Origin of the sequence: Mariniphaga anaerophila (genome assembly GCF_900129025.1) — a bacterium.
Taxonomy (GTDB): Bacteria; Bacteroidota; Bacteroidia; order Bacteroidales; family Prolixibacteraceae; genus Mariniphaga; species Mariniphaga anaerophila.
On sequence record NZ_FQUM01000002.1, the window covers coordinates 199543 to 223889 of the forward strand.

Here is a 24347-nt window from a genome sequence, read left to right on the forward strand (position 1 = left end):
CGGTGGAAAGAATGTTCCGGCTAAGTATAATAATTTTTTACCATCTCGTCCAACACCCGGCTGGCCATAGCTGCTGAGCTGCCGGTGCTCGGGCACTTACCGGTGCCTCTGAGTTCGTTTACAACCATCTGTATCAGGTTCTGCGAAATATGTCCGGGGTTATCAAATTTCATTTCGGTAACTCCGTTTTCGTTTATCAGTTTCACGGCTTCGTGCGTAAAACTCGGGATAATAATTTCGCCTTTTTCGCCGGTAATTGTAATGGCGTCGGCAGCCGAAGATTTGTCGGCGACAAAACACCAGCTTCCCGAACCGGTGACCCCTGATTCGTGCTTCCAGCTTCCTACAACCGTGTCTTCGGCAGGGTAGAGGCCGGCTCTGTTTGCTGCAATGCCGTGAACTTCTGTAACCGGGCCAAAAACAAAATTGAGGTAATCGAACTGGTGCGAGGCCAAATCGAAAAAATATCCGCCGCCGCTTATTTCGGGATATACGTGCCAACTCTGCTCTTTTTTTACTAAATCGTTCTGGCGTGGCGGTTTATGAAGTTTTACGTTTACCGTTAATGGTTTTCCGATGGTTCCGTTATTTACCATTTCCTTCACTTTCAGAAAAGCGGGTAACGACCTTCTGTAATAAGCCACCCAGATCGGCATTCCTGTTTCTTCCGAAACTTCCAGCATTTTAAGGCATTCGGCAAAGTTTTTTGCCATTGGCTTTTCCACATAAACCGGTTTCCCGGCGCGCATCACTTCAATGGCATATTTTGCATGCGAATCGGGCGGGGTAGCAATGTAGACGGCATCCACTTCCGGATCGTTAATGAGTTCGGTTGCATTGTTGTACCATTTCGGAACATGGTGGCGTTTGGCGTAATCGGCAGCTTTTTCTGCATTACGGCGCATTACCGCCACAAGCTTCGAGTGTTCTGCTTTATTGAATGCCGGACCACTTTTCATCTCAGTAACATTTCCTACCCCGATAATTCCCCAGCGGACGGTATCAAATTTTTTCATTCTGAATGCTTTAACCGGTTTGTTTGTTGTTAATACGCAAATCTGTCTTTGTAGGCCCACAGCCCGATTGCCGGATTGGAAATGTAGAAAATTTCTTCACCGTCGGGCATGGTGTTAAACCCGTCTTTTAATGTTTCCGGATTGTATTTTTTGGTGACTTCATCAATGTCAGCAAAATTAAACCCAACGCTTTCAATTTCTTCTTTTGTGAGGTTTTTTTCTCCTTTCCCCGGGCAATATGTAATACTGAACCTGCCTTCTGACGACCCGTGGATTAAGTGCGCTGCAGCTCCGAGGTTGGAACGCAACTCTTCGTTTTCTGCCACCATTTTTAAGGTGTGAGGTGTGCCAAAATATCCGTATTTGCGAATGAGCCCGTCGATTTGCTTGTCTTCGCCAAACTCAACCAGGGCAGGGGCCAGAACAATAAGTTCGCCTTCGTCGGCCAGTGCCATGCGCGTACGGTAAATGCTTTTGTTGCCCAGCCAGGTGCTTTTAAATTCGGTAGGATCGAGCCAAACCACTACTTTTTTCAACGGCTTGTCAACCATTTCAAAATTTACCTGCAACGAGAGTTTTGCCGCTTTGTCGAATACGCTGAAATCATCGCCCACAAACAGTCCGTATGTTTGCAGTTTGCCTGTTGCCTTGTTCAGCCCAACAACTGTTTGAACGTAAACAATGGGGAGGTGTGCCGAAAAATGTTCCGATGCGTAGTTGAAAACCTTCCGGACGGGAGTGTCGGCGCGCCCCATCATTTTTTCCATTCCGTATGCTGCGCCAATAAAATGGCTTTTGTTGATTCCTTCCGAACCACCGGTGCCCACAAAAATATTTTTGTTGTAGTTGGCCATTCCAACCACTTCGTGCGGAACAACCTGCCCAATGGAAAGAATCAGGTCGAATCCTCCCTCAACAAGCAGTTTGTTTACCTGTGCCGGCCATGGATAAACCACCGCGCCCTCCGAAACTTCTTTTACAAATTCTTCGGGAACCGTTCCCAGGGTAACCACGTCGTTTCTCCAGTCATGATCGCGAAACAGATGGCGGGGCGTTTTACCAAACATGTGGCTGATTTGTTGGTCAGTCATTGGGGTGTGGGTTCCCAGAGCCGGTAAAACGTCGGTAAGCTTTTCTCCGAAATATTGCCAGGCAAACTCAGTTAATTCGCCCGCATGCGATGGTAGCCGTGTGTAATCGGGAGGAATAGCCAATACTTTTTTCTTTTCCCCCATCTTCGACAAAGCTTCAAATAAACCCTGTTTCAGATCTTCGGCCGAGAGGCTGGTATCTTTAGAGCCGATTTCGTAATAAATCATAACCGTATTTTTTAGGCGAAGGTAAAATACATGAACGAAAAATCCATGAATCTACCTTCGCATTATATTTTTAATGAGAAGAAAAAACAATACAAAGTTGCTTTGTTCTTCTTTTTCAATAACAAACCTGTGCGCGAAAAATTACCGTTTTACCCGCGCGTTTCCTTTCCAGATGCTCCAAACCATGTCTTCGTCGGCCGGTTGTGCATAATCGGTAAGGAATGTTGTGGCCATTGCACCGGTTGCCCAGCCAAACTGCGGCCATTTTTCCGAATCCCATCCTTTCAGAATTCCGTAAAGCAATCCGCCTACAAATCCGTCGCCTCCACCAATTCGGTCGAGCACAACAATGGGGCGGGGTTCTATCACGTGCCAGTTTTCTCCTTCGAGCACAATGGCTCCCCAGAGGTGACTGTTAACGCTGATGACTTCGCGAAGGGTGTTTGCAAAAACCGAGGCGTTTGGGAAGGTTTCTTTTACCTTCGTAATTAATCCTTTAAAGCCTTCAATTTTTGCTTTAATGCCTTCTCCGCCTGCTGCAGGGCCTTCAATGCCAAAGCAAAGCTGGAAATCTTCTTCGTTTCCGATGAGGATATCGGCAACCGAAGCAATTTCGGTAAAGTTTTCCCGAAGTTCTTTTTCGCGGCCTTTCCAGAAGGATGCCCTGTGGTTTAAGTCGAACGAAATTTTTGTGCCGTGTTTTTTTGCAGCGCGTGCAATTTCGAGGCAGAACTGGCTGGTTTCAGGAGAAAGCGCGCCAATTAGCCCGGAGAGGTGCACAATTTGAACGCCTTCTTCTCCGAATATTTTTTCCAGATCAAAATCTTTTGCGTTGAGGGTGCGGCCAACTTCACCGGCCCTGTCGTTAAAAACCCTGGGGCCGCGCAGTCCGTATCCGCTGTCGGCAATATTTATCTGATGACGGTATCCCCACGGATCGCCCTGTTCTACTTCGGGCCCTTCGTAATCCATGTGGCGGCTCTTCAGGTTGCTTTTAATGAATTGCGCAATTGGGCTGCCTTTTACAAATGTGGTAAGCACTTTTACGGGTAATCCGAGGTAAGATGCAATGCTTGCAACGTTTGTTTCTGCACTTGTTGCATACATGGTAAACTTGTCGCTTGCATGAACCGGCTGGCCGTTATCCGGGATAATCCGAATCCCCATACTTGTTGGAACCAGCATGGCGTATTTCGCGTCTTTTTTCAATTCTAAATTCATATCAATTAATTTTAAAGTTATTAGTTGCTGTATACTGCGCCGCTTCTTTCAATTCCCAACTCCAGCCCGCGAAGCTCAGCCATTCCGCGAAGGAGTCCGATGGCGGAGTAGCCGGGATTGGTTTTTTTCTTCAGGTCGTCGAGAATGGTGTGCCCGTGGTCGGCGCGCATCGGGATTTTGTGGTCGGGGCGGTAGACACTTTGCCTTTTTTTCTGCTCTTTTAAAATAGCCAGCATTACTTTGTACATGTCCACATCTCCGCGCAAGTGGCCGGCTTCATGAAAACCGTTGTATTCGTCGCGCTGGGTGCTGCGAAGGTGGGCAAAATTCAGTTTTGCACCGTGCCTGATGACAATCCCTTCCAGGTCGTTGTCGGGCCTTACGCCCAAAGAACCTGTACAAAGTGTAAAACCGTTGTAAATGCTGTCGTAAATATTCAAAATGAACTCGATATCTTTTTCAGTACTGACAACCCGCGGCAACCCAAAAAGCGAAAACGGCGGATCGTCGGGATGAATGGCCAGTTTTACGCCGCTCTCTTCGGCCACCGGAGCTACTTTTTTTAGGAAGTACTCCAGGTTGGTGCGGTACTGTTTGTCGTCTATGTATTTGTATTCGTCCAGTTTTTGCTGAAACTGTTTCAGTGTCCACGACTCTTCAGAACCCGGCAGACCTGCAAGAATGGTGTGTTCAATTTCGTACCGTTGTTCGCTGCTCATGGCTTCGAACCTGTGCTCTGCTTTTTTCAGCAGCTGGGCGTCGTAAGTCAGTTCCGCACCTTTCCGGCGCAGGATGAACACGTCGAATGCGATAAAATCAATCATATCAAAGGCCAGTGCACGTGCCCCGTCTTCCAGCTTAAGGTTCAGGTTGGTACGGGTCCAGTCGACCACCGGCATGAAGTTGTAACACAATACCGGAATTCCGGCTTTTCCCATGTTACGTACACTTTCAATATAATTTTCGATGTATTCGTCGCGTGAAGGCTTGCCTTGTTTGATGTCTTCGTGAACGGGAATGCTTTCAACTACCGACCAGGTAAGGCCGCGGGGCTTTGGCACCGGTTGATTGTCATCCCACTCGATGAATCGTTTTCGTTCTTCAATAGTTTTTAAATCCCATACTTTTCCGTTGGGAATTTCGTGTAACGCAGTAACAATGCCCGTTGCGCCGGCCTGCCTGATGTCTTGCAGGGTAACCGGGTCGGTGGGACCATACCATCTCCATGTTTGTTCCAGTGACATTTTTTCTATTTTGAGTTAATAATCACAATTTCGTTTGCGTTCACGGTTGCGGTCTGAAAAGAAGGGGAATTTGAAACCATTCCCCTTTCGTTTCTTTTAAACTCCTCTTGTAGGGTGAGGAACAATATCTGTTAGTTCTTCAATTTTTACCGGACGTTTTTCTTCAATGGACTTTCTTGCTGCGATACCGATGAGGCACGACATGGCTCCGTCGCGGGTGCCGGCCGAGTGTTTGTACGGATCAGCCATGTTCGGGTCGCGGAATATTTTATCCTGTAACCGCGAGTCGCCTCCTCCGTGTCCTCCGCGCGCTGCTTCCACTTTTAGAATATCATAGTCGCGGTCGAAATTTTTCATCATAAAAATTTCATCGTACCGGGTTGCATCGCCACCACTCTGGTTCATTTCAGCAGCGTGGAGTTGCGCCTGGTTGATTTTTTCCTGCCTGCGCCATGGTATGTCTTCCCACGATTCGATGCGCCCTTCTTTTCCGTTAAAAGCAATGCGCCAGCCTTCGTATGGCGAGTATGTTGTAAGCGAATAGTTTACAATTACGTTGTTGGCATATCTGATTTGTGCCGACATTTTATCGTAAATGTCAACCTCTTCTCTCCACAGGCAATTGTCGCGAATATACCCGTCGTATTTTTCGTTTTTCACATACAAATCCATCGAATGCTTGTCCTTGGTAATATCCCAGAAATAGTCGCATTTGTCGGTGTAAGCACAGTTGCGGCAGTTGGCGCCCCTGAATTTGTTGTTTTTTCCGTAGTGTTCCAGAGCACCGTAGGCAACAACTTCCACAGGGTCAGAATCGATAAGCCAGTTCAGCAAATCGAAGTGATGCGTGGCTTTGTGCACCCAAAGAGTGCCGCCTTTGTCGCGTTCGCCGTGCCAGCGCCGGAAATAAGAAGCACCGTGATACACGTTCAGATACCAGTGGAAATCAACCGAAGTGATTTCTCCAAACGGCTTTTTAACCAACTGCTCTTTAATGGCAGTGGGAAGCGTGGCGTAGCGGTAATTAAACCCGACCGTACATTTTTTGCCGGTGCGTTTTTCCGCGTCCAGAATGGCCTGGCATTTTACTTCGTCGGTGGTCATTGGCTTTTCGGTGAGAACGTCTGCTCCCAGCTCCATCGCCCTGATAATGTACTCGTGATGTGTGGCATCTACCGTTGTTACAATCACCATGTCGGGTTTGGCTTCATCCATCATTTTGTCGAAGTCGGTGTAAACCGGGCACTTCACATCCATGTACGATTTTGCCAGCTCCAGTCTTCCTGGATTGATGTCGCAAAGGGCTACAAATTCAACAATGTCGCTGTAGTTGTCTACCACCCGTTTTCCCCAGAATCCTATTCCTCTGACTCCGGTTCCCACCATTGCCAGCCTTTTTTTCTTTTGGCCGGCAACAGCAGCGCCTACCGGACTGGAAAGTAAAGATGCTCCGGCAGCTACACCGGCAGTCGTTGTAAGAAAGTCTCTTCGTTTCATCGTATTTTAGTTTTTAGTTTTAAGTTGCAGTTTTTGGATCACACGCCGCCGTAAGCGCTGTAGCCTCCGTCAACCGGAATTACAATTCCTGTAATAAAGTTTGAAATATCAGACAGAAGGAAAAGTGTAGCACCCTGCAGATCTTCGGGCTCGCCAAATTTTCCCATGGGCGTATTGTCCACAATTTTCTGGCCGCGGGGTGAGAAATTTCCGGTTTTTTCGTCCATTACCAGGAAGCGATTCTGGTGGGTGATGAAAAATCCGGGGGCAATTGCATTTACCCTGATACCGACTTTTGCCAGGTGAACAGAAAGCCATTCCGTAAAATTGTTGACGGAAGATTTGGCTGCAGAATATGCCGGAATTTTAGTTAACGGTTTGTACGAATTCATGGAAGAAATATTCAGTACAACCCCTTTTTTGTTCTTTAACATATCCTGTGTGAAAACCATTGTGGGGAGCACGGTTCCTTTAAAGTTGAGTGCAAAAACCTTGTCGAAACCTTCCATCTGCAATCCGTAAAATGTGTCGGCCAGGTTGTCGAGGTCACTTTCCTGCATTTGCTCAACTTTTGTGGTAGCCTGCGGGCTGTTTCCGCCTGCACCGTTCACCAGAATTTCGATGTCACCAAGCTTCTGGTTAATTTCTTTTTTTGCCTGCTCCAACGATGCTTTGTCGAGTACGTTGGCAGCAATTCCTACTACCTGAGCACCGGTTTCGCCGGAAATTTCAGCGGCTACTTTATCGGCCACTTCTTTGTTAATATCGGCAATGGCAATCTTCATTCCCACCGACGCCATAGAGCGTACCATAGCGCTGCCCAAAACTCCGGCACCGCCTGTAATAACACAGACTTTACCTTTTAAATCGTCAAATGACATTGGCTTCATCATATTTCTTTTTTAAATTCTTTATAATAATCAACGTTTTCTTTTGTTACAATATCAATGGATGTGTACTGCTTTGCGGCAGTATTTCTTTTCTGAACCACGTACCTGAATATTTTATCGATGGCGCTGTAACCCTGTTCTTCGGGGCGCTGGCAAATTAAAAACTGAACGATGTCCTTTTTCAGGTAGGCAACATTTTCTTTTAACAGGTCGTGCCCAATTACTTTCAATCCGAATAAATTGTGCTTTTCGATAAGCCGGCCTACATTAAAAACCTTTGAGTTGGTGGCGAAAATTCCTTTTATGTTTTTATCACGAATGATTTTTGCTACCCTGTCCATCCATTTTTCGTCTGATGTATCGGGCACTTCGGTGGTAAAAAGCTGGTGAATTTCGCGTTTGTTTTTGTGGTACCAATCGTAAAATCCTTTTTCGCGCTGCACCAGGTGGTTCTGGTTATCCATTTCTTTGGCAAAATGAATAACAAGTATATTTCCTTCGGGAAGAATAAGATCGAGCAACTTGCCTGAAACCAGGCCGCTTTGATAGGAGTTTTGCCCAATGTATCCCAGTTGCCCTTCATCTTTAATTTCTGAATCGATGAAAACAAACGGGATATCCAGCTCCTTCAGGTTGTTGATGAATTCAACCGATTCCTTTTTAAAGAAAGGGGCAAACACCACTCCGTCGGGTTTCAGCTCGATAATTTTCCGGGAATTTTCGACAAAACACTTTGGATCGGTCTGGCTAAAGGTAAATGGCTGAACCTGGATTCCGTACTGACGAAGTTCAGAAACCCTCCTTTTTACGCCGATTACCGGCCTTGTCCAGTAGCCGTCGGGCGAAGGGGGTTCGGGAAGCAGGGTTGCAAACAGTGCCGATTTTTTAGAGGCCAGTGTACTGGCTAAAATATTTGGGTGATAGTTTAAATCTTTTACGATTTGTAAAATCTTCTTTTTGGTTGTTTCAGCTACTTCACCCCGGTTGTGCAACACGCGGTCAACCGTCCCGATGGATACTTTTGCTTTTTCTGCTATATCCTTAATCCGTATTTGTTTATTGTTTTCTATAATAGCCTGATTTTAAATAGGTTTATAATAAATTCAATACTAAATAAATACAAAGCTAAAGAAAAAAATTAAATTTTCGTGTTCGTACACGGAAATTTTATGCAAAACGCTCAGTGTTGTGTTTGGGGGCGTATGTTTATTTTTATTCGGGCTTAATGTCGAGCAATTCGGGTTGCCTTGCCAGTTTGCGGATGTACCTGAATAGTTTTCCTCCATGTGAGCCGTCGACCACTCTGTGGTCGATTGTTGCGGACAGGTTTAAAATTTTACGAATTACAATTTCGTCGTTGACCACCACCGGTTTTTTATAAACTTTTCCCATAATAAGTACGATGGATACGTTGGAGGAGGGGAGTAGTGCGCCAAACCCGCTGTCGAGCCCCAGCGTGCCTATGTTGGAAATAACATAAGAGCCAAAGCTGTCGGACGAGAGATTAACCCATGGGAATGAAATTCCCCAGTCGATGGTTACCACTTTGTATATATTGAATAACCAGGAACGAAAAGGCCACGGCACTGATGACAACATGTGCTTGGATTGCATTGCACTGTTTTCTTTTCCCGATCTCGACTCGTTTATTTTTTTTGTGATGCTTTCCGTTAATTCAGCAACAGTAAGCCGGTCGGCATCCGGGATTCTTACCGAGCCCATTTCTCCTCCCTTCAGGAGTACGCTCACCATGGCATCTACGCTTTTTCTGCCTACCACTTTTCCGCGCCGTATGTATGCGTTTAGTTCGGGAACTTCTTCGCTAAAAGCCCTGCCCACAATAAGTGTCATCAGGTGAGTGAGGGTGGTTTTTATGCCCGCTTTTCGTTTTTTTGCAACAAAGTTTTCCAGCTCTGTAACATCTACTTCTACTGAACCATAAATTTTGGAATCGCGTGGTTTGCGGTAAATTGATGAGGCGACCTTACGCCAGTCTGTATTGAATTCTATGGATGAATTGTCCATTATTTTGGGTATTATTTTTTGAGTTTTTGTTCTTAAAGAATTGTGAGCAAAAGTAATTTTTTTTGACGAAACATGCCATTTTGGTTGGCAGAAGGTGCGGATAATAGGGAGGCCCCGGAAATGTTAGCGCGTGTGTTTGTACAAAAAGGATTTTACGCCAGCGGGGAACTTTGTGTCGTATTTTTGCAAAAAGAGGCTGAACCATTACGGACAGCCTCTTTGCTTATTCTGTGTTCTTTTTATCGTCTGTTTAATACAATCGCTTTTTTGTGTAATAGAGAATTGTCGGTTGTATCTTTTTTATGAATTTATTTCCCAGACCTATCCGAATCATTATTCTGCGCTGAACAGTTGTTTTGCGTTTACTCGCCTTATTTTACCGTGATTTTGCTCAATCTGTTTGGTATCTATTAATTTACGGTCGCCGGTAATGATAATGGTTATCGGTTTGTCTTTAATTTTTTGTTCGTAAAAGTTTTGGATCTGCTCAAAAGTGAGGTTGTTTATTTTTTCCATATTCACTTTGGCCGGATCATCGGTGTACCCGAGTTTTTCCCAATCGGCAAAACGCTGACTTTTTAACCTGAAAGTTGGCTTAGTTGTCAAGGCGCTCTGTTTCAGGTAAGTTTTGATGTTGTCAATGCGTTCCGGATGTAGTGGCATTTTTTTTAGCAATTCCATGTAAAGGTCAACAGCATCGGCAACCTTGTCGGGTTGCGTGCCTACGTATCCGAGGAAGTAGGTGTTTTTATTTTGAACCGGCGGCGTTGAAACATACCCAACTGCAGTATAAGCCATTGAGTTGTTTTCGCGAATTTCATTCATTACCAATCCGTTGAATCCTCCGCTGAAGTATTGGTTAAATGCGTCTATCTCTACTTCGTCGGCAATGTTGTAATCGAAACCTTCTACATAGAAATAAATTTTTGCCTGCTGCACATCAGAATTAGGAAGGAAATAGATTGTCTGTTTATCATACTTTACCCGGTCTTGAATAACAGGCGATTCACTGTCTTTTACTCCCTCTTTTAGTGGCAGGTTTGCCTTTAGTACTTCTGTAATTTCTGCTGCCGGCCGTTTCCCTACATAGTGGATATCCAGCGTGTAGTCTGTTGCCCTGATTATTTCGCCGGTGAGTTCACTTATCGTCAGATAGAACACCTCTTCCAGCGTTAAACGATCAATGTAATCCGATTCTTTTTCGTACAATGCATATTCCAGCAAAGCGTTACCAAGTATGTCAGCACTTTTTGCTTCAAACATCAGACGGCTGGATATTTCGTTCCCGGCCACCCGGTTTAACTGTTTTTCATCAAGTTTTGGCATTAATGTCTGACGGGTCATCAATTGACAAATTTCCTCTAAATTAGACTCCAGTCCCAACAGGTTGATGTAGAAATAATCGTCGGTAACCCGGTATGTGCACGTGGCATTTAGTTTACTGAATTCGCGGCGCACGGATTGAGCATCCATGTCGGGCATAATTCCGGCAGAGTTCATCAAACTGGTAGCGTATTTGAGCTTGGGCATTTTTTTCGTTCCCACGCCATATTTCAACGTAACGGAGAAATAGTCGTTCATGGGGTTTTCCGAACAATGGAGTTTTACCTTGTCGTACAAATTCACGGTTTTTACGTCCGCGAAGTCATTATAAATTTCAGGTACCGGTTTTACAGGAATTGCTTTCAGGTATTCTGCATAAGCAGATGTTTTTCCCTTGGGCTGTTCAATAGGTTTAATATCCGGTTTTTTCAGCTTGTTTTTCTTCGGAGTTCCTACTTCAATGGAAACAGTAAGGTGCCCTGCGTCGATATATTTTTTTGCAATTTGCTGGATATCTGCTTTTGTAATGGCTTTAATTTTTTCGGGCATTTTGGTGAAGTAATCCAACGGCAGGTTGTAGATAAACATCATCCTCAACATTGCAACTTTGCTGGTCGGGTTCTCCATAGTCAATTCGTAATTTCTCAGTTCTGCATTTTTAACCGATTCAATCAACCAGTCTTCAATATCGCCGGCTTTCAGCTTATTTACCTGTTCCATTACTATTTTTTCGGTGGCTTTGTCCGAATCGTATCTTCTCTGGTTGGCATCATAATATGGTACCGCCTGAATAAGGAAACGCCCCTGGTCGCGCCGCGAATCGACAGATGCACCAGCGTACTGAACATCGCCATCGAGTGTCACTTTATCGAGCAATCCGGTATTCATGGAGTTGGATAACAGGCTTGCGCAGAAGTCGAGGAGGAGTTCATCCTGATGTCCCACCGGTACTCCTTTATATCCCCAAATTACAGAAGGCGAATAGCCCAGTTTTGCTTTATGGGTCGGATTTCCCGAAAAATCTGTTTCGGGATAGGAGGGACGTTCGGGTATCTCTTTTGTTTCCAGCCGGCCAAATTTCTCTTCAATCAGTGGCTTTGCACTTTCTGCATCAAAATTACCTACCAGTATCAATGCCATGTTTGATGGAACATACCAGGTGTTGTAGAATTCGATGAGTTTACTTAACCGCGGATTTTTCAGGTCGTCGGATGTGCCAATGATATCGCGTTCGTAAGGATGGCCCTTGTATAAATTGGAAAATAAAAACTGGCTGATGTGCGTGTTGTTATTGTCCTGGTACATGTTATACTCTTCGAAAACATTTTCCAACTCAGCCTGGAAAGAGCGGAAAATGGGGTTGATCATGCGTTCAGAGTACAAATCGAGCCATTTCTCCAATTGAAAAGTTGGGAAGTTGTTGTAGTAAAAAGTCATGTCGTAAGAAGTTCCGGCATTCAGGCCTTCGCCTCCCATTCCTTCCACCAGGTTTGAAAATTCGCTGGTATTGGCATATTGAGCTGCCAGCAGCGATTCTTCGTTTATTTTTGTTTCCAACTCAACGCGAACAGCCGGATCGGTAGCTTCAGCATATTCGTCGTAAAGTTTAATTATCTGGTCGTAATGTGGTTTTTCTTTTTCCCAGTCTAATGCGCCGATTTTATGAGTTCCTTTAAACAACACATGTTCCAGGTAGTGAGCCAGCCCGGTATATTCTGCGGGTTCGTCTATTGACCCGGCACGCACTGCCACAACGCCTGTTACATCCGGTTGGTTGGAGTCCGGCCATAAATAAACCGTTAACCCGTTATCCAACTTATAGGTTTTAAACTCTTGTGAAAAAAGGCTGTTTGAGAACAGGCAAAACAGAGAAAATAAAAAGAGAACAGTTGTTTTTTTCATTTCTAATTTTTTAAAAATTAGTGGATACTCAATAAAAATAATTACATGTTAAGATCTATTTTCCCCATTTCAGCGAAAAGAGCATTGTTTTACTCATTACGTTGTCTGTCGGGGCAATAACGTATGCAAAATCGACTGCAATTCCGGAGAAATGTATACCACAACCGGCAGTTGCGTAGGAAGCGCCGATTTTTTCATCTTCGAAATGATAGCCTGTTCGCAGAGAAAGCAAATTGTTGTATTCGTATTCAGCACCAATACCACCTGCAATTCCGGTATTGTTAGATGATAATTGGTAAGCTGCGTCTAAAACTCCAGTGAACGAGTGCTTGTCTGAAACTGTGTAATGGTAGCCAAAACCTGTTTTAGCGCGTGTTGGCAAGTTGTATGTTGAGTTGCCATAATCTGGTTTTGTTCCCAGGTTAGAAAGTCCTACTCCTACACTTACGCTCCTTTTGTTGTATAAGACTGACAAATCAGTAGCTACTGCCGATGCTTTGCTTGTGCCCCCCAAATCGGAGCCGAGGTAGCGTACGGCAACTCCAGCCACTATTTCAGTATTAATTTTATATCCGAAACCAAGCTCCAGCGCGTATTCAGAAGGAGTAAAGGAGCCGGTTACATTTCCGTTGTCGCTGGTTTTTTCTACTTCCGGCATATTATTGAAATGTACGCCGGCTGCAATGGCTAATTTATTGAATGTGGTGTAGCCGCCAATATTTATAAGTTTATTGTTTGCGTCCTCCGGCTGCCACAACAGGTACGAAGCCGATATGGCAACCGGGTGCAGCGTGTCTTGAAATATTGCAGCAGTATTGCGCTGAGCTGCAAAAGCCGACTGTAAAACATATCCTGCATTTCCCATTGCCGCTGTCCGGGTGTCTGACATGTAGTTTAAAAACGGAACTGCCTGTCCGAATGACAGGGTAGCAAAAGTTGTTAAAAACAGAATGCTGATAAAAAATCTTTTCCTCATAACTTGATTATCTGTTTTTTTATTTCTTTTTCGTCATATTTTATGTGCACATTATAAACGCCGCCACTAAAAGCAGACACATCAATTTTGGCCGGTTCAAACGGAGAAATATCCATTTCGGCCTCGAATACTTTGGCGCCGGAATTACTGTTGATTGTTACCTGTGCGCGCTGGGCTTCACCTGTGCGCAGCCAAATGAAATCTTTTGCCGGGTTGGGATAGACGTCTACAATCTGGTTGTCGTCGCGTACCAGAACACTAAACTCCTGAACGGCTGATTTTCCCATGGCATCAGTTGCGGTTATTGTTACCTGTGACAGGCCGTAAGCCATTGATACCACATATAAAGTTCCATTGTTTTCGTTTACATTAACTACACCAGGTGCGGTGTTGGTAAACGAGTATCGCAGTATCTCGTTGTCCTGATCGGTGAAATAGTCGGCAATTGCAAATGATTTTTGCTGTCCGATTGCCCCGAGGTGTAAATTTTCAATTTCACTCACAATTTCGGGATCGTGATTCGGGAAAATTTTGTAGCTGATTGTTTCTGTGGTTGCTGCACCATATTTATCTGCCAGCGTAAGAACCATAGTGTATGCTCCTGCTTCTACTTTTGTTCCGGTGATGGTAACCTGAGCTTTTCCGCTGCCCAAATCAACAAGTTCTACTCCATCGTTTGCCGGTTCCAGGCTCCAGTTTAATTCGTGGCCGTCGGGGTCGCTCCCCGAAAAACGTAAAGCAACTGTTTGGTGTTGTTGCATTGTAACGTCAACACCGTCTTCCGCAATAATCAGAGGGGTGTTGTTTGCCTGGGTGGTTTGAGTTACCTGTGCCGACAGCGGAGAAAAGTTGCCCGAAAAATCGAAAGCATTTACTGCCAAGTAATATTGAGTGCTAAACTCCAGATCTTCTATTTCTGCTTCGTATGTATCGCCGGCATTCAGGTTGCCCGTGGAAAAGCTGCTAATCATTACGTCTTCCGGCGGGTTGTTTACATTGATTCCTGTTATCGGTGCTTTTCTATAATACACGTTGAAGCCTGAAGCCTTTCCGTCGTCAGGATCAGAAGGAACAGTCCAGCGAAGAGTGACTGTGTTGGAATATACATCGCCGGTCACTTTTCCTACGCCAGAAGGAGGGGTGGTACTGCCGCTGGCAAGTGCTGCCACTGCATCTACAAGTTTTCCCAGTTTTCCTCTGTAACTTGAATTGTAGTCATCGATATTAACAGCGCTGTTTTCTAACCGCGCCCGCAACATGTCTGCATTATATCCACTGCGTTTAAACTGGGAAAGCACCAACGCTGCAACTCCCGAAACGTGAGGACATGCCATGGAGGTTCCTTGGTTGTATCCGTAGCCGCCTACCACAGTGCTGAGTATGCTGTTGCCCGGTGCAGCCAGGTCAACCCATTCACCATAATTTGAATAGCTTGCTTTGCGAAAATCTCTCGCGAGTGCTGAAACTGCTACTACCTTTTCGTAATTGGCAGGCGGTGCTTCTGCTCTGTTTTCATTTCCTGCAGCAAAAATTACAATACCGCCTCGCATGGCGCCTGTTTGCCGTCCATTTTCGTCAATCCCTGCATATTCAATAAAATAGTCAATTGCAGCTTTGTCGGAACCTGGGATTACAGTGAGTGTTTCGTAACCCCAACTGTTTTGACAAATAACCGCACCATTGTCGGCTGCGTATTTAATAGCCTGTGCTCCTTTGCTTCCGGTATTTCCTACATAAGGGTCATCCTCGGCCACAAAAATCTGGCACGACATGAGCCTGACTCCCGAATTGCTTTGTCCGTTTCCTCCGGCAACACCGGCAACACCCTTTCCGTTGTTATTAACTGCAGCAACGGTTCCGGCTACGTGAGTGCCGTGATTGTGCGGAACCAGTTTTCCGACGTCGGAAACAAAATTATATCCATGGATATCATCTTTAAAACCATTTCTGTCATCGTCGAGTCCCGAAGTTCCGTTTTTTTCGGCTTCATTAATCCACATGTTGGCAGCTAAATCTTCGTGCTCGTAGTCAATTCCGCCGTCAATCACAGCCACTACAACATCGGGTGAGCCTGTTGTATATTCCCAGGCTCCAAAAAGATTGATGCTGGAATAGCCGTCCTCGTTTTGGTAGTGCCATTGTTCAGGCAGTCGTGGGTCGTTGAAAGGAACTGCGGCTGTAGCTGATTTGGTTATATTGTTTGTAATTTCATTAGCGATTTCTGTTGTATTATCGTCCCGAAACCAGGTGGCGACCGGACGGTATTCTACTTTTTTTACCCCTTGAATGCCCGATAAATTCTGCCGGGCTTCGCCGAGTGGCACCTCTGTATCGAACTCTACATCGTACCACAGATGCAGCCCTGCTTTTCTGGTTCGCGCTTCAAATCGGCCTGCTTCGGGGAAGGTGCGTTTCATTGAGCGTATTTTTGTTTTTGTGACGACCTCCTTGGAAGGTAGTGCATCCAGTTGCCTTTTTCCGCTGCGAACCGCAGTTTCTACTTTGTCGGAAAGCCCTTCCGTTAAAAGAATGCGGACATGACCCTGTGTGTACATTTTGCTTTGTTGCTGTTGTTCGGGCAGATCGGCCAATGCCGGCTCTACTTCTTCACTTTGCAACAACACGTCGTTTGTGCAGGAGAAAAGCAAAATCGCTAAAAGCGGTAAATAATAATATTTCATGCGGTATTAATGGTTTTTAAAGAAATTCAGAAGCAACACCAGTGAGTCGGGTTGTTTCCACTTTATTTTATTCTGTTTTACAAATTGTTTAAACGCCGCCTTTTGGTTTGGTTCCAGTTGCGATTCGATGCCTTTACGCGTTGCGGGGTATTCTTTGCCGTTAGCAACAATAAAATATTTCCGTGTTAACGGAAGGAGGGTTCCGGCATCTTTTTTTTCTTTTAGCTCCATGTGGTTGACGATGCTTACACCGCCAATATCCATTGATGTTACTTTGCGGGTTGCCTGTACGTTTGACGAAGAACCATAGGCGCCGCCGCTTTCTTTCGCTGCACTGAAGTCTGCCACAACCAGTTCTGCCAGAAATTTTGTGCTATCGCCGCTGATAACATGCATCAACTGTTTATCGGATACATAATATTGAGTTCTTCCAATATGTACCGATTCGATATCGCCTGAGTCAGCTTCTTTAATTTTGTCTTTTTCCAGATAGTGCAACGTACTTTTTACCAGGTGTACGTTAAGTGGTGCCTGTAGTGATTTGTGATCTTTAAAATAAACTGTGCCTTCCTGAAAATCGGGATAGATGTAGGGCCACATTGTTGTTACACTTTGAGCCTGACTTGTAAATGCACAGAACAGTGCGACGATGCTGAAAATGAGTTTCTGTTTCATGACCTTTATTTTTGATAAATATCAAACAAATTTGCAATTTATTTTAAGACAATTGTTTGGTTTTTTGTTAGAGTTTAGAGAATTAAAAAAGGGCGTCCGGGAAAGAACGCCCTTTTTATAGGATAGTCAAAAAAATCTTGCGATTATTTACTGAATACTTTTTTCTCTTTCAGTATAGGAAAATCTGTTTCGGGTAAAACCTGCCCCCTGATGGTTGCAGATTTTGAATCAGTGCGGACGAAAGTGGATGAAGGATCATACCATCTCAATGCTCCATATGCTGTTTCATCTTTTGCTAAATAATACCCCCAAACATCGTTGGCTGATGTTACTGTGCCGGGTTGCGGTACAGCAAAGATGATAGCCGGAGAGTTATAAGTAGAGAAAAAAATGTCTGCAGGAGTTCCTACCGACGGATGTATCCAGTCAACTGCCAGAACTTGCCAGTCGGGAACAGTTAATGTTCCGCCTACCGGGTCAAAAATTGCTGCAACTGTTGTCTCTTCTATTCCGAAAAGATTCATGCCCAGTCCTTTGATGAGCACTGCGTTTTCGTCGTCACTTTCTTCGTCTGCTACAATAGTAATATCATTTTCGACGATTGGTGCTCCGGTGCTGGCATTATATCCGTCAAGGCGGTAGGTACCAACTATATCGTCCAGCGTGTAACCGTAGCTGTACAGGTAGTTGTCCTGAATGTCTAAAGCAATGTTTGTGTTGCCATAAACGTCTTCGAATGCGTTAGCCGGTATGGCGATATCAACAGTTGCTCCACGGGCAGGTTCTTCGGGCAGTAAGAAAACGGGAACGCCGTTCATTAAACCCCACATTGCAACATCCAGCGTAACTACTTTCCCGGGTTGTTTGTATACAACTGTAGGGATTGCGTCGGCTACTTTTTTCGCTACCACAATTCCTTCGTCGGTCAAAGCAGGAATTACCAAGTCTTCCCATTCGGCAAAAGTTGCTACAGTATCGGGATTGAGATCTTCAAATTCGCTGCGCAGATTCCATGCTTTTACTGCTACACGTGTAGTGAGCCCACGCGACGGTGCGCCGCTGATTAAAGTATCAGCTTTGGCTGTGTATGCGCTGCTTCCGTTGCCTTCGAGGTCGAGAACAGCACCTTCTTCGTAAGTAATACTGGCATAAGCGCCAGCAGGTGCATTGGGCAGTTCAATCATTAAATCGTTACCGCTTACAGACAGGCCTTCTGCAGGTATTTCAATATCCTGCGGATTGAACTCTTCATATCCGGGTTCAATCACCAGCGGCTTGTCGCCAGAAACTGTATTTTTAGCAAAGTAAGAAACAAAAACCTTCCCTGTTCCCAGGTTTAACGGTTCGTGGAAAGTAAGCGTAACTGTAGTGTCAGCAACTGCTATTTTTTGCGGGGTAGGTTTGCTGCCGTCGTCCAGAGTTCTGAACTGAGCATTTTTAACTTCCCCATCTACTCCGTCAACGCTTGATGCAACGGCATAAATCTGGTATATGGTAAAGGGAGTAAGCTTTTCAACAGTAACAGATGTTTCGGCTGCTTTAGCATACTCGGTAATACCTGTTTTTACTCCGGTTACTTGTTGTTTTAAAACACGGTCAGGAGCTTCAAGTATTGTTGTGTCAACCTTTTCGGATTCAATAATTACCCACGAGTAGTAACCTGCTGTTCCGGCAGGTTTAACTGTGAATGTAACATCATCGCCTTTGTCTCCGGGAGTGATGCCGGTAATCTCAACTGCCGGAGCTCCAGGAAGGGTCAATTGGGTTTCCTCCCCAAAATCGGTACACCCCGCGGCAACAAGCATTACGCAAGCTATTATATATGCAAAATATTTTTTCATTTCTTTGAAATTAATTTACAGTTATCAATTTATTTTTTAACAAGCACTGCGTCAGCCTGGAAAATATTATACCAGCCGGCAGAGTTTGTTGTTCCTTTTGTAAAAGCCTGACTTCCAAATTCATCCTGAATGTGAATGGTTCCGTCGGGATCGATTAAGCCGGTAATTGCTCCGCCATCCTCGATTCCTGTTTCACCATCAGGCCCATAGAATCCTTTAAGAAGGACATCATACGTATCACTTAGAACTGTAACCTGACCAACAGGAATTTTTATTTCTGTTTGTTCTTCGTTGACAATACCGTAGACTGGAGATTTGGCGCTAGAGCCACGATTTACCAGGTTGGTTATCCAGACTTTATTTACGTCTGAAATGTCTTTGTCCAGAGTAACTGTCCATTCTTCTTTGTCGTTGAAATAACTTGTAGCAGTAGCGGTAAATTCACCCAGAATAAAAGCCAGAGGGTGGTCGAGGTCTGCAATGGTTACCCACATGGTATCGATGCTTCCGGCATTTACGCTGCCAGAGCTGGTAATGCGAACACCGAATTTCATATCGCCTGTAAATACTCCGTTATGGTTTACAATATCGACTTCAATATTTTGTACCGCTTCATTCCCGTCGAAATTCAGTACCGAGGCACCACCTTTCAAGCTATAGTCGCGGCCTTTTACTGCAGTACTGTCTATAAAATCAAAAGAAACAGTTGACGATAACCCCGACAACGAGGTCAACCGCACCGGAATTTCCAGTGTGCCTGCATCTTCAGTAACCGTCATATTTTCTGAACTGAATGCTACAAATGCCTCGGCATCGTCGAATTTAGGATAATCATTCAGTTCGCACGCGCTGAAGAAAAGGACAATGCCTGCTAAAACGCTGATATAGATTGTTATTTTTTTCATTTCTATTTTATTTTACGCATTAATCTATCAATTGTCGTATCCGGGATTCTGAACCAAATTTTCATTTACATCCATCTCGCGTTTATTAATTGGTAGAGCCCAGTATTTGCTGTCTGATGGTACATTCTGGTTGGTTACTGAACCGCTGAAGTGGGTACGGGTAATGCTGCCGCCGGTGCGAGCCAGGTCGTACCAGAAGTGTCCTTCCCATGCGAGTTCGAGGCGGCGCTCAAACATAACGTCTACTTGCGACGGATTGTCGTAAGGAGTAGCACCACGATTTTCACGAATAGTGTTGATGTCAGCCATTGGTGTAGTTCCTGCTATAGAAGCCCCGCGCGACATTGCTTCGGCACGGTTAAGGTACATTTCACTCAGGCGGAGTACAATGGTATTGCTCACGTCCGGATTCCCTTTGTCTTTACCTGCATATTTTGTTGTCCAGTAAGTAGTTGGAGCTTTGTCAGGATTATTCATAAACATTTCTCCTCTTACATCGCCTTCGTCGTAAAGAGATATCAGGTCGTTGCTGGCAGCACAGTCGGAGTACCCGTCAGGATCCGTCATGTAACTAATGCCATCCCAATACCCGTCATATTCATTGCTTTTTAAGCCGTAAACTTCAAAAATCACTTCGCCTCCTTCGCGGGTGTCTTCTTTAAAAGCTGCGGCATATTTATCGGCTGTCCACATTGAAAACTCACCACTGTTAATTACAGTTGTGGCGTAGTCGGCGGCTTTTTGCCATTCGCCCATGTACAAATAAACGCGTGAAAGCAGAGCCTGAATAGCCAATTTGCTAACTACCGATTTTGAGTTGGCTACTCCGTCTCGGGTGTAGTTGGCTGCAATGAGTTTTTCTGCATCGGTAAGATCTTTTTCGATGTTGTTATATACGGTTTCCACATTGTCGCGTTCCGGTTTCCCGGCAGGGTCGGTTACAAAAAGGTAAGGAACCCCAAGCGCGGTTTTATCAATAGTGTATTGTTTGCCGTATGTACGTACCAGGTCGAAATGGGCAAATGCGCGCAAAAACATACATTCAGCCTTAAGGTTGTTCACCTGTTCCTGGGTAACGCCATCTTTTCCTGCTTTATCGTCGAGGTTTGCCAACACGTTGTTTACCGCAGAAATCGTATAATAGGCAGTTCCCCAAAGAGCCGGGGTAGCTGTAGATGTATAATTCAGGTCGTAAGGTACAGTGTAACGTCCCGAATTTTTATTTACATCTCGGTATCCGTTACCGCTGCGCATTTCAGCATCGAGTACAAAGGATGCTCCATACCAGTTTACCGAAACAAGCGGGGAATAGGCTCCAAACGTAGCATTGTTCAACCCGTCGAAGCTGGCAAGAGTAAGTTCCGTACTTTGCGACATAACGGGTTCCTCTGTAAGAAAATCCGTACAATTCGTAAACAACAGGGTTGCTGCTACAAAACTTAATATGAGTAATTTTTTCATTTTCATTGTTTTTCAAGTGTTAAACTGATTATGATTAAAACGACAGTTCAATTCCACCTGTCACTGCTTTAGTCATAGGATAAATTCCGTATCCGATACCGTCGGTACCGCGTTCAGGATCCCACCAGTCCACATCGTGGAAAGTAAAAATATTCTGTGCGCTCACATAAAACTTCATCCCGCCAATTTTTGCTTTCTCAACTAATTTTGAAGAGAGGTTGTACGATAATGTAACGTCTTTCACACGCAGATAGTCGCCCTTCTGCAGGAAGCGGGTAGAACTGAAGCTGTTGCTGTTGGTTCCGTTTCCGGCAACAGGTTTTGGGTTTACTCCCGTATCTCCCGGCTCTTTCCAGTAGTTCATTGCTTCTCTTAACTGATTTAAGTTCATTGATGCACCGTCTGATGAAAGATAACGTTTTTCAATCAGCAGTACATGGTTGCCACCTTTGAATTCAAAGAAAGCTCCAAGGCTAAACCCTTTCCATGCAAGGTCGGTATTGAAACCACCTGTGAATTTTGGTTCCGGGGAATAGTCATAAGTGTAGCCTGCTTTGTTGTAGTCATTAGAGATGTTTCCGGCATCGTCGCGCCATAAAGCTTCGCCGTTGGTTGGGTCAACTCCAACATAATCAAACAAGCGATATGTGAAAAGCGATTTGCCAACTATATGGCGTAACCGACCATCATCAGCATAAGCGATTTCTTCGTTGTCTCCCAGCTCCAGAATTTTGGTTTTGTTGAAAGAAATGTTTCCACCTACACTCCAAACCAGGTCGCGGGTATTCAGTATTTTATAATCCAACTGAAGTTCGATTCCCCTGTTGTCGAGCGATCCGATATTCAGGAAGTTGGAAGAAAAACCGGTGGTTTGCGGTACGTTTTTATCCAGAAGCATATCGGTAGTTTTACGCTTATAAACATCGATATTACCATCTAAGTTTTCAAAGAGGGTAAAATCAAGACCAAGGTTCCATGAACTGTTCTTTTCCCACGACAGGTTTGGATTTTCGGGGCGCGAGGGGCGCATACCTGTTGTTCCGTTGTATGCTGAACTTGCATAAACACCGAAAGCTCTGTAAGCGCTAATATTGTTGTTTCCGCTAAGTCCGTAACTTCCGCGCAGTTTTAACAGGTCAACAAATGAAAGTCCATCCATAAAACCTTCGTTGTGTATGTTCCAGGATGCACCTACCGAATAGAAAGTACCCCATTGGGTATTGCTGCCAAAAAGCGAACTTCCGTCCATACGAATGGATGCCTGTAAAAAATATTTGTCGGAATAATTGTAGTCTAACATTCCGAAAAATGAAAGCAGCGTGCGAGCTCCGTACCCTTGTTCTGCTTCAATGGATCCGGGTGTTCCTGTCTGAACATAAGGAATATCCATGGATACGCCGGGAGCATAAACGTACTGATATGAACTCGTGTGTTTCATTGCTTCTTGTCCTGCCAACACACGCACACTGTGGTCGTTTAACAATACATCTTTGTATTCGATGGTGTTGGATGTTGTCAGCCGCTGGTATTTACTCATGGTTGTTTGCAGCGTTGCACCCGAGGATCTTGTTTCGGCTGACCAGAAGCGGCGGCCTTCGCCATGAATGGTTTCGATGGCGTTGGTAGTTCTCATGGTTACCTGCTTTAGAGGTTTCCATTGCAAATAGATATTTCCCATCAACTGGTAGTTTTTACCCCATTGATCATCGTATTCTGCCGTTGCTCTCGGGTTTTGATTACTGTTTTCAGCAATTTCCCAATTGTGTTTACCCTCGTCGGTGTATGCAGGAGTCCATGGCAAAATTGTCATCCCGGCAAAAGCAGGGTTCGAATAGTAAAGACTTTGCATTGGTACGTCCATTCCTTCAAGATAAGAGAGGTTTACGCGGCCTCCGCTTTCCAGAGCATCTGTCAGTTTGTAATCTGCATTGAGTCGCCCTGTGATTTTATCTAAACCTACACCATAAAATACCCCGTCGGTATTGTTGTAGTTTAGCGAGGTGTAATATTTCCCTTTGGCGTTACTGCCGGTTGCGTTAACTTCATATTCCTGAATTGTTCCGTAACGTGTCATATGATCCATCCAGTTGGTAAGCGGACGGCTCAGTAATTCTTTGGGACGGTAGTAACTGTCCATCGGATCGTCAGGGTTTTTGCCTGCGTTGACAATAGCATCCCTTTGGTATTGAAGGAGCTGATCCGCGCTCATAATCCCGAAGTCGTTGTCGTTTGCCAGCCACGACGTACCAAATTTTGCACGTGCGGTAAAACTGGTTTTTCCGTCTTTTCCGCTTTTTGTAGTAATAAGAACTACACCGTTGGCAGCGCGGCTTCCGTAAATAGAAGCTGCAGCAGCATCTTTCAGCACAGTTATGCTTTCGATATCGTTAGGGTTTAACGAAGCCAAAGCGTTACCTGTGTTCAAAAAGTCGTTAGCATTGCCAGTAACTACCGGAATACCGTCAACTACCCATAATGGATTGTTGCCTGCGTTAATCGATGATGTTCCGCGGATACGGATATCAGAGTGTGCGCCCGGCTGACCTGAATTGGATGTTACCGAAACACCGGCGATTTTTCCGTTCAGAGCCTTGTCTACCGAAACAACGGGAGCTTCGGCAATTTGTGCGCCGGTAACTGTCCCTACTGCACCGGTTTTGGCTTCTCTGTTAGTTGTACCGTAAGCCGTAACAATTACTTCACCAACGCCAATCGTTTCTGATTGCAATTGTACGTTTACTGAAGTTTGATTACCAATAGCAACTTCCTCCATTTTCATTCCCACAAACGAGAATACCAAAATTTTGGCATTTTCTGGTACCTGTAAAGAGTAGTTACCATCCATATCGGAAACAGTACCTAGTGTAGTACCCTGTACCGAAATCGAAACTCCCGGGATTGGCATGTCGTCCTCAGCCGAAGTAACCTTACCGGTTATCACCTTCGTCTGGGCGTTTAATGCTTGCGTTCCCATGAAAAGGAGAATCGATAAAAAAAACGCAATCTTCTTCATAGAAATAGTTTTAAAATTATTAATTAAACAGCTAAAAATTAAGTCTTTATTATATGTTTACGCGCATTACTTTTTCCCCAAAAATAATGGTCTGTAAAAATGTATCATAAAATATGTTCATAATAACTAAAATATGTTAAAATTACCCAGTAGGCGCAAATTTATAAAAAGAATCGATTTTCAAAAGGTAATCTGAAATGAATACTGTATTTTTTACATTAAATTGAAAGTTTCAAAAACGCCAGGAGGAGATGTAAAATCTACGAAGGGTAATTGTAAAAATAAGAAGAGTGAGTTCCTCCTGGCTTAGATATCTTTCAAAATGTATGCTGAATTATCCCGATTCTTAATTCTATAT

16 protein-coding genes are annotated in these 24347 nt (G+C 44.6%); all 16 read right to left on the reverse strand.

The window, feature by feature from the left end:
* Positions 1-20 precede the first annotated feature (20 nt).
* The 16 genes from BUB08_RS04025 to BUB08_RS04105 all read right to left on the reverse strand — a co-directional run bounded on the left by BUB08_RS04025 (position 21) and on the right by BUB08_RS04105 (position 23989).
* Entirely contained in the window at positions 21-1016 is a 996-nt protein-coding gene (locus tag BUB08_RS04025) for a Gfo/Idh/MocA family protein (RefSeq protein ID WP_072999845.1), read from the reverse strand.
* A 29-nt stretch (positions 1017-1045) separates the two neighbouring features.
* Entirely contained in the window at positions 1046-2335 is a 1290-nt protein-coding gene (locus tag BUB08_RS04030) for a nickel-dependent putative hexonate epimerase (RefSeq protein WP_072999175.1), read from the reverse strand.
* Between the two features lie 141 nt (positions 2336-2476).
* Positions 2477-3556, reverse strand: coding sequence for a sugar kinase (locus BUB08_RS04035; RefSeq protein ID WP_072999177.1), 1080 nt, complete (start codon positions 3554-3556; stop codon positions 2477-2479).
* Positions 3557-3576: 20 nt separating this feature from the next.
* Positions 3577-4800, reverse strand: coding sequence for a mannonate dehydratase (gene uxuA / locus BUB08_RS04040; protein ID WP_217651553.1), 1224 nt, complete (start codon positions 4798-4800; stop codon positions 3577-3579).
* A gap of 96 nt (positions 4801-4896) precedes the next feature.
* On the reverse strand, positions 4897-6297 hold the full coding sequence (locus tag BUB08_RS04045) for a Gfo/Idh/MocA family protein (RefSeq protein WP_072999178.1): 1401 nt from the start codon (positions 6295-6297) through the stop codon (positions 4897-4899).
* A gap of 38 nt (positions 6298-6335) precedes the next feature.
* Positions 6336-7190 (reverse strand): SDR family oxidoreductase, encoded by an 855-nt coding sequence (locus BUB08_RS04050; RefSeq protein ID WP_072999180.1) that lies wholly within the window; start codon positions 7188-7190, stop codon positions 6336-6338.
* Positions 7187-8260 (reverse strand): substrate-binding domain-containing protein, encoded by a 1074-nt coding sequence (locus BUB08_RS04055; RefSeq protein WP_072999182.1) that lies wholly within the window; start codon positions 8258-8260, stop codon positions 7187-7189. Before BUB08_RS04055 ends, BUB08_RS04050 begins: the two co-directional genes overlap by 4 nt.
* Positions 8261-8399: 139 nt before the next feature.
* On the reverse strand, positions 8400-9212 hold the full coding sequence (locus tag BUB08_RS04060; protein WP_072999184.1) for a 2-oxo acid dehydrogenase subunit E2: 813 nt from the start codon (positions 9210-9212) through the stop codon (positions 8400-8402).
* 333 nt (positions 9213-9545) lie between these two features.
* On the reverse strand, positions 9546-12437 hold the full coding sequence (locus BUB08_RS04070; protein WP_072999187.1) for a M16 family metallopeptidase: 2892 nt from the start codon (positions 12435-12437) through the stop codon (positions 9546-9548).
* Between the two features lie 55 nt (positions 12438-12492).
* The gene (locus BUB08_RS04075; protein ID WP_072999188.1) at positions 12493-13413 is read right to left on the reverse strand and encodes a PorV/PorQ family protein; all 921 of its coding nucleotides are present in this window, start codon (positions 13411-13413) and stop codon (positions 12493-12495) included.
* Positions 13410-16094, reverse strand: a complete 2685-nt coding sequence (locus BUB08_RS04080; protein WP_072999190.1) for a S8 family serine peptidase — start codon at positions 16092-16094, stop codon at positions 13410-13412. Before BUB08_RS04080 ends, BUB08_RS04075 begins: the two co-directional genes overlap by 4 nt.
* Before the next feature lie 6 nt (positions 16095-16100).
* Complete coding sequence (locus BUB08_RS04085; RefSeq protein ID WP_072999192.1) at positions 16101-16769, reverse strand: hypothetical protein; 669 nt, start codon at positions 16767-16769, stop codon at positions 16101-16103.
* 143 nt (positions 16770-16912) lie between these two features.
* A complete protein-coding gene (locus tag BUB08_RS04090; protein ID WP_072999193.1) occupies positions 16913-18610 on the reverse strand; it encodes a hypothetical protein in 1698 nt (565 codons plus the stop codon).
* Positions 18611-18639: 29 nt separating this feature from the next.
* Positions 18640-19515 (reverse strand): Calx-beta domain-containing protein, encoded by an 876-nt coding sequence (locus tag BUB08_RS04095; protein WP_072999195.1) that lies wholly within the window; start codon positions 19513-19515, stop codon positions 18640-18642.
* A gap of 27 nt (positions 19516-19542) precedes the next feature.
* Positions 19543-20976: a RagB/SusD family nutrient uptake outer membrane protein gene (locus tag BUB08_RS04100; RefSeq protein ID WP_175549943.1), complete on the reverse strand. Its 1434-nt coding sequence runs from the start codon at positions 20974-20976 to the stop codon at positions 19543-19545.
* A 34-nt stretch (positions 20977-21010) separates the two neighbouring features.
* Positions 21011-23989: a SusC/RagA family TonB-linked outer membrane protein gene (locus BUB08_RS04105; protein ID WP_072999199.1), complete on the reverse strand. Its 2979-nt coding sequence runs from the start codon at positions 23987-23989 to the stop codon at positions 21011-21013.
* Positions 23990-24347 lie beyond the last annotated feature (358 nt).

What these genes read in the sequence shown, in the direction of transcription:
- BUB08_RS04025 (WP_072999845.1), bottom strand. Translation starts at nt 1,016, where the DNA reads ATGAAAAAATTTGATACCGTCCGCTGGGGAATTATCGGGGTAGGAAAT.
- BUB08_RS04030 (WP_072999175.1), bottom strand. Translation starts at nt 2,335, where the DNA reads ATGATTTATTACGAAATCGGCTCTAAAGATACCAGCCTCTCGGCCGAA.
- BUB08_RS04035 (WP_072999177.1), bottom strand. Translation starts at nt 3,556, where the DNA reads ATGAATTTAGAATTGAAAAAAGACGCGAAATACGCCATGCTGGTTCCA.
- uxuA (WP_217651553.1), bottom strand. Translation starts at nt 4,800, where the DNA reads ATGTCACTGGAACAAACATGGAGATGGTATGGTCCCACCGACCCGGTT.
- BUB08_RS04045 (WP_072999178.1), bottom strand. Translation starts at nt 6,297, where the DNA reads ATGAAACGAAGAGACTTTCTTACAACGACTGCCGGTGTAGCTGCCGGA.
- BUB08_RS04050 (WP_072999180.1), bottom strand. Translation starts at nt 7,190, where the DNA reads ATGATGAAGCCAATGTCATTTGACGATTTAAAAGGTAAAGTCTGTGTT.
- BUB08_RS04060 (WP_072999184.1), bottom strand. Translation starts at nt 9,212, where the DNA reads ATGGACAATTCATCCATAGAATTCAATACAGACTGGCGTAAGGTCGCC.
- BUB08_RS04070 (WP_072999187.1), bottom strand. Translation starts at nt 12,437, where the DNA reads ATGAAAAAAACAACTGTTCTCTTTTTATTTTCTCTGTTTTGCCTGTTC.
- BUB08_RS04075 (WP_072999188.1), bottom strand. Translation starts at nt 13,413, where the DNA reads ATGAGGAAAAGATTTTTTATCAGCATTCTGTTTTTAACAACTTTTGCT.
- BUB08_RS04080 (WP_072999190.1), bottom strand. Translation starts at nt 16,094, where the DNA reads ATGAAATATTATTATTTACCGCTTTTAGCGATTTTGCTTTTCTCCTGC.
- BUB08_RS04085 (WP_072999192.1), bottom strand. Translation starts at nt 16,769, where the DNA reads ATGAAACAGAAACTCATTTTCAGCATCGTCGCACTGTTCTGTGCATTT.
- BUB08_RS04090 (WP_072999193.1), bottom strand. Translation starts at nt 18,610, where the DNA reads ATGAAAAAATATTTTGCATATATAATAGCTTGCGTAATGCTTGTTGCC.
- BUB08_RS04095 (WP_072999195.1), bottom strand. Translation starts at nt 19,515, where the DNA reads ATGAAAAAAATAACAATCTATATCAGCGTTTTAGCAGGCATTGTCCTT.
- BUB08_RS04100 (WP_175549943.1), bottom strand. Translation starts at nt 20,976, where the DNA reads ATGAAAAAATTACTCATATTAAGTTTTGTAGCAGCAACCCTGTTGTTT.
- BUB08_RS04105 (WP_072999199.1), bottom strand. Translation starts at nt 23,989, where the DNA reads ATGAAGAAGATTGCGTTTTTTTTATCGATTCTCCTTTTCATGGGAACG.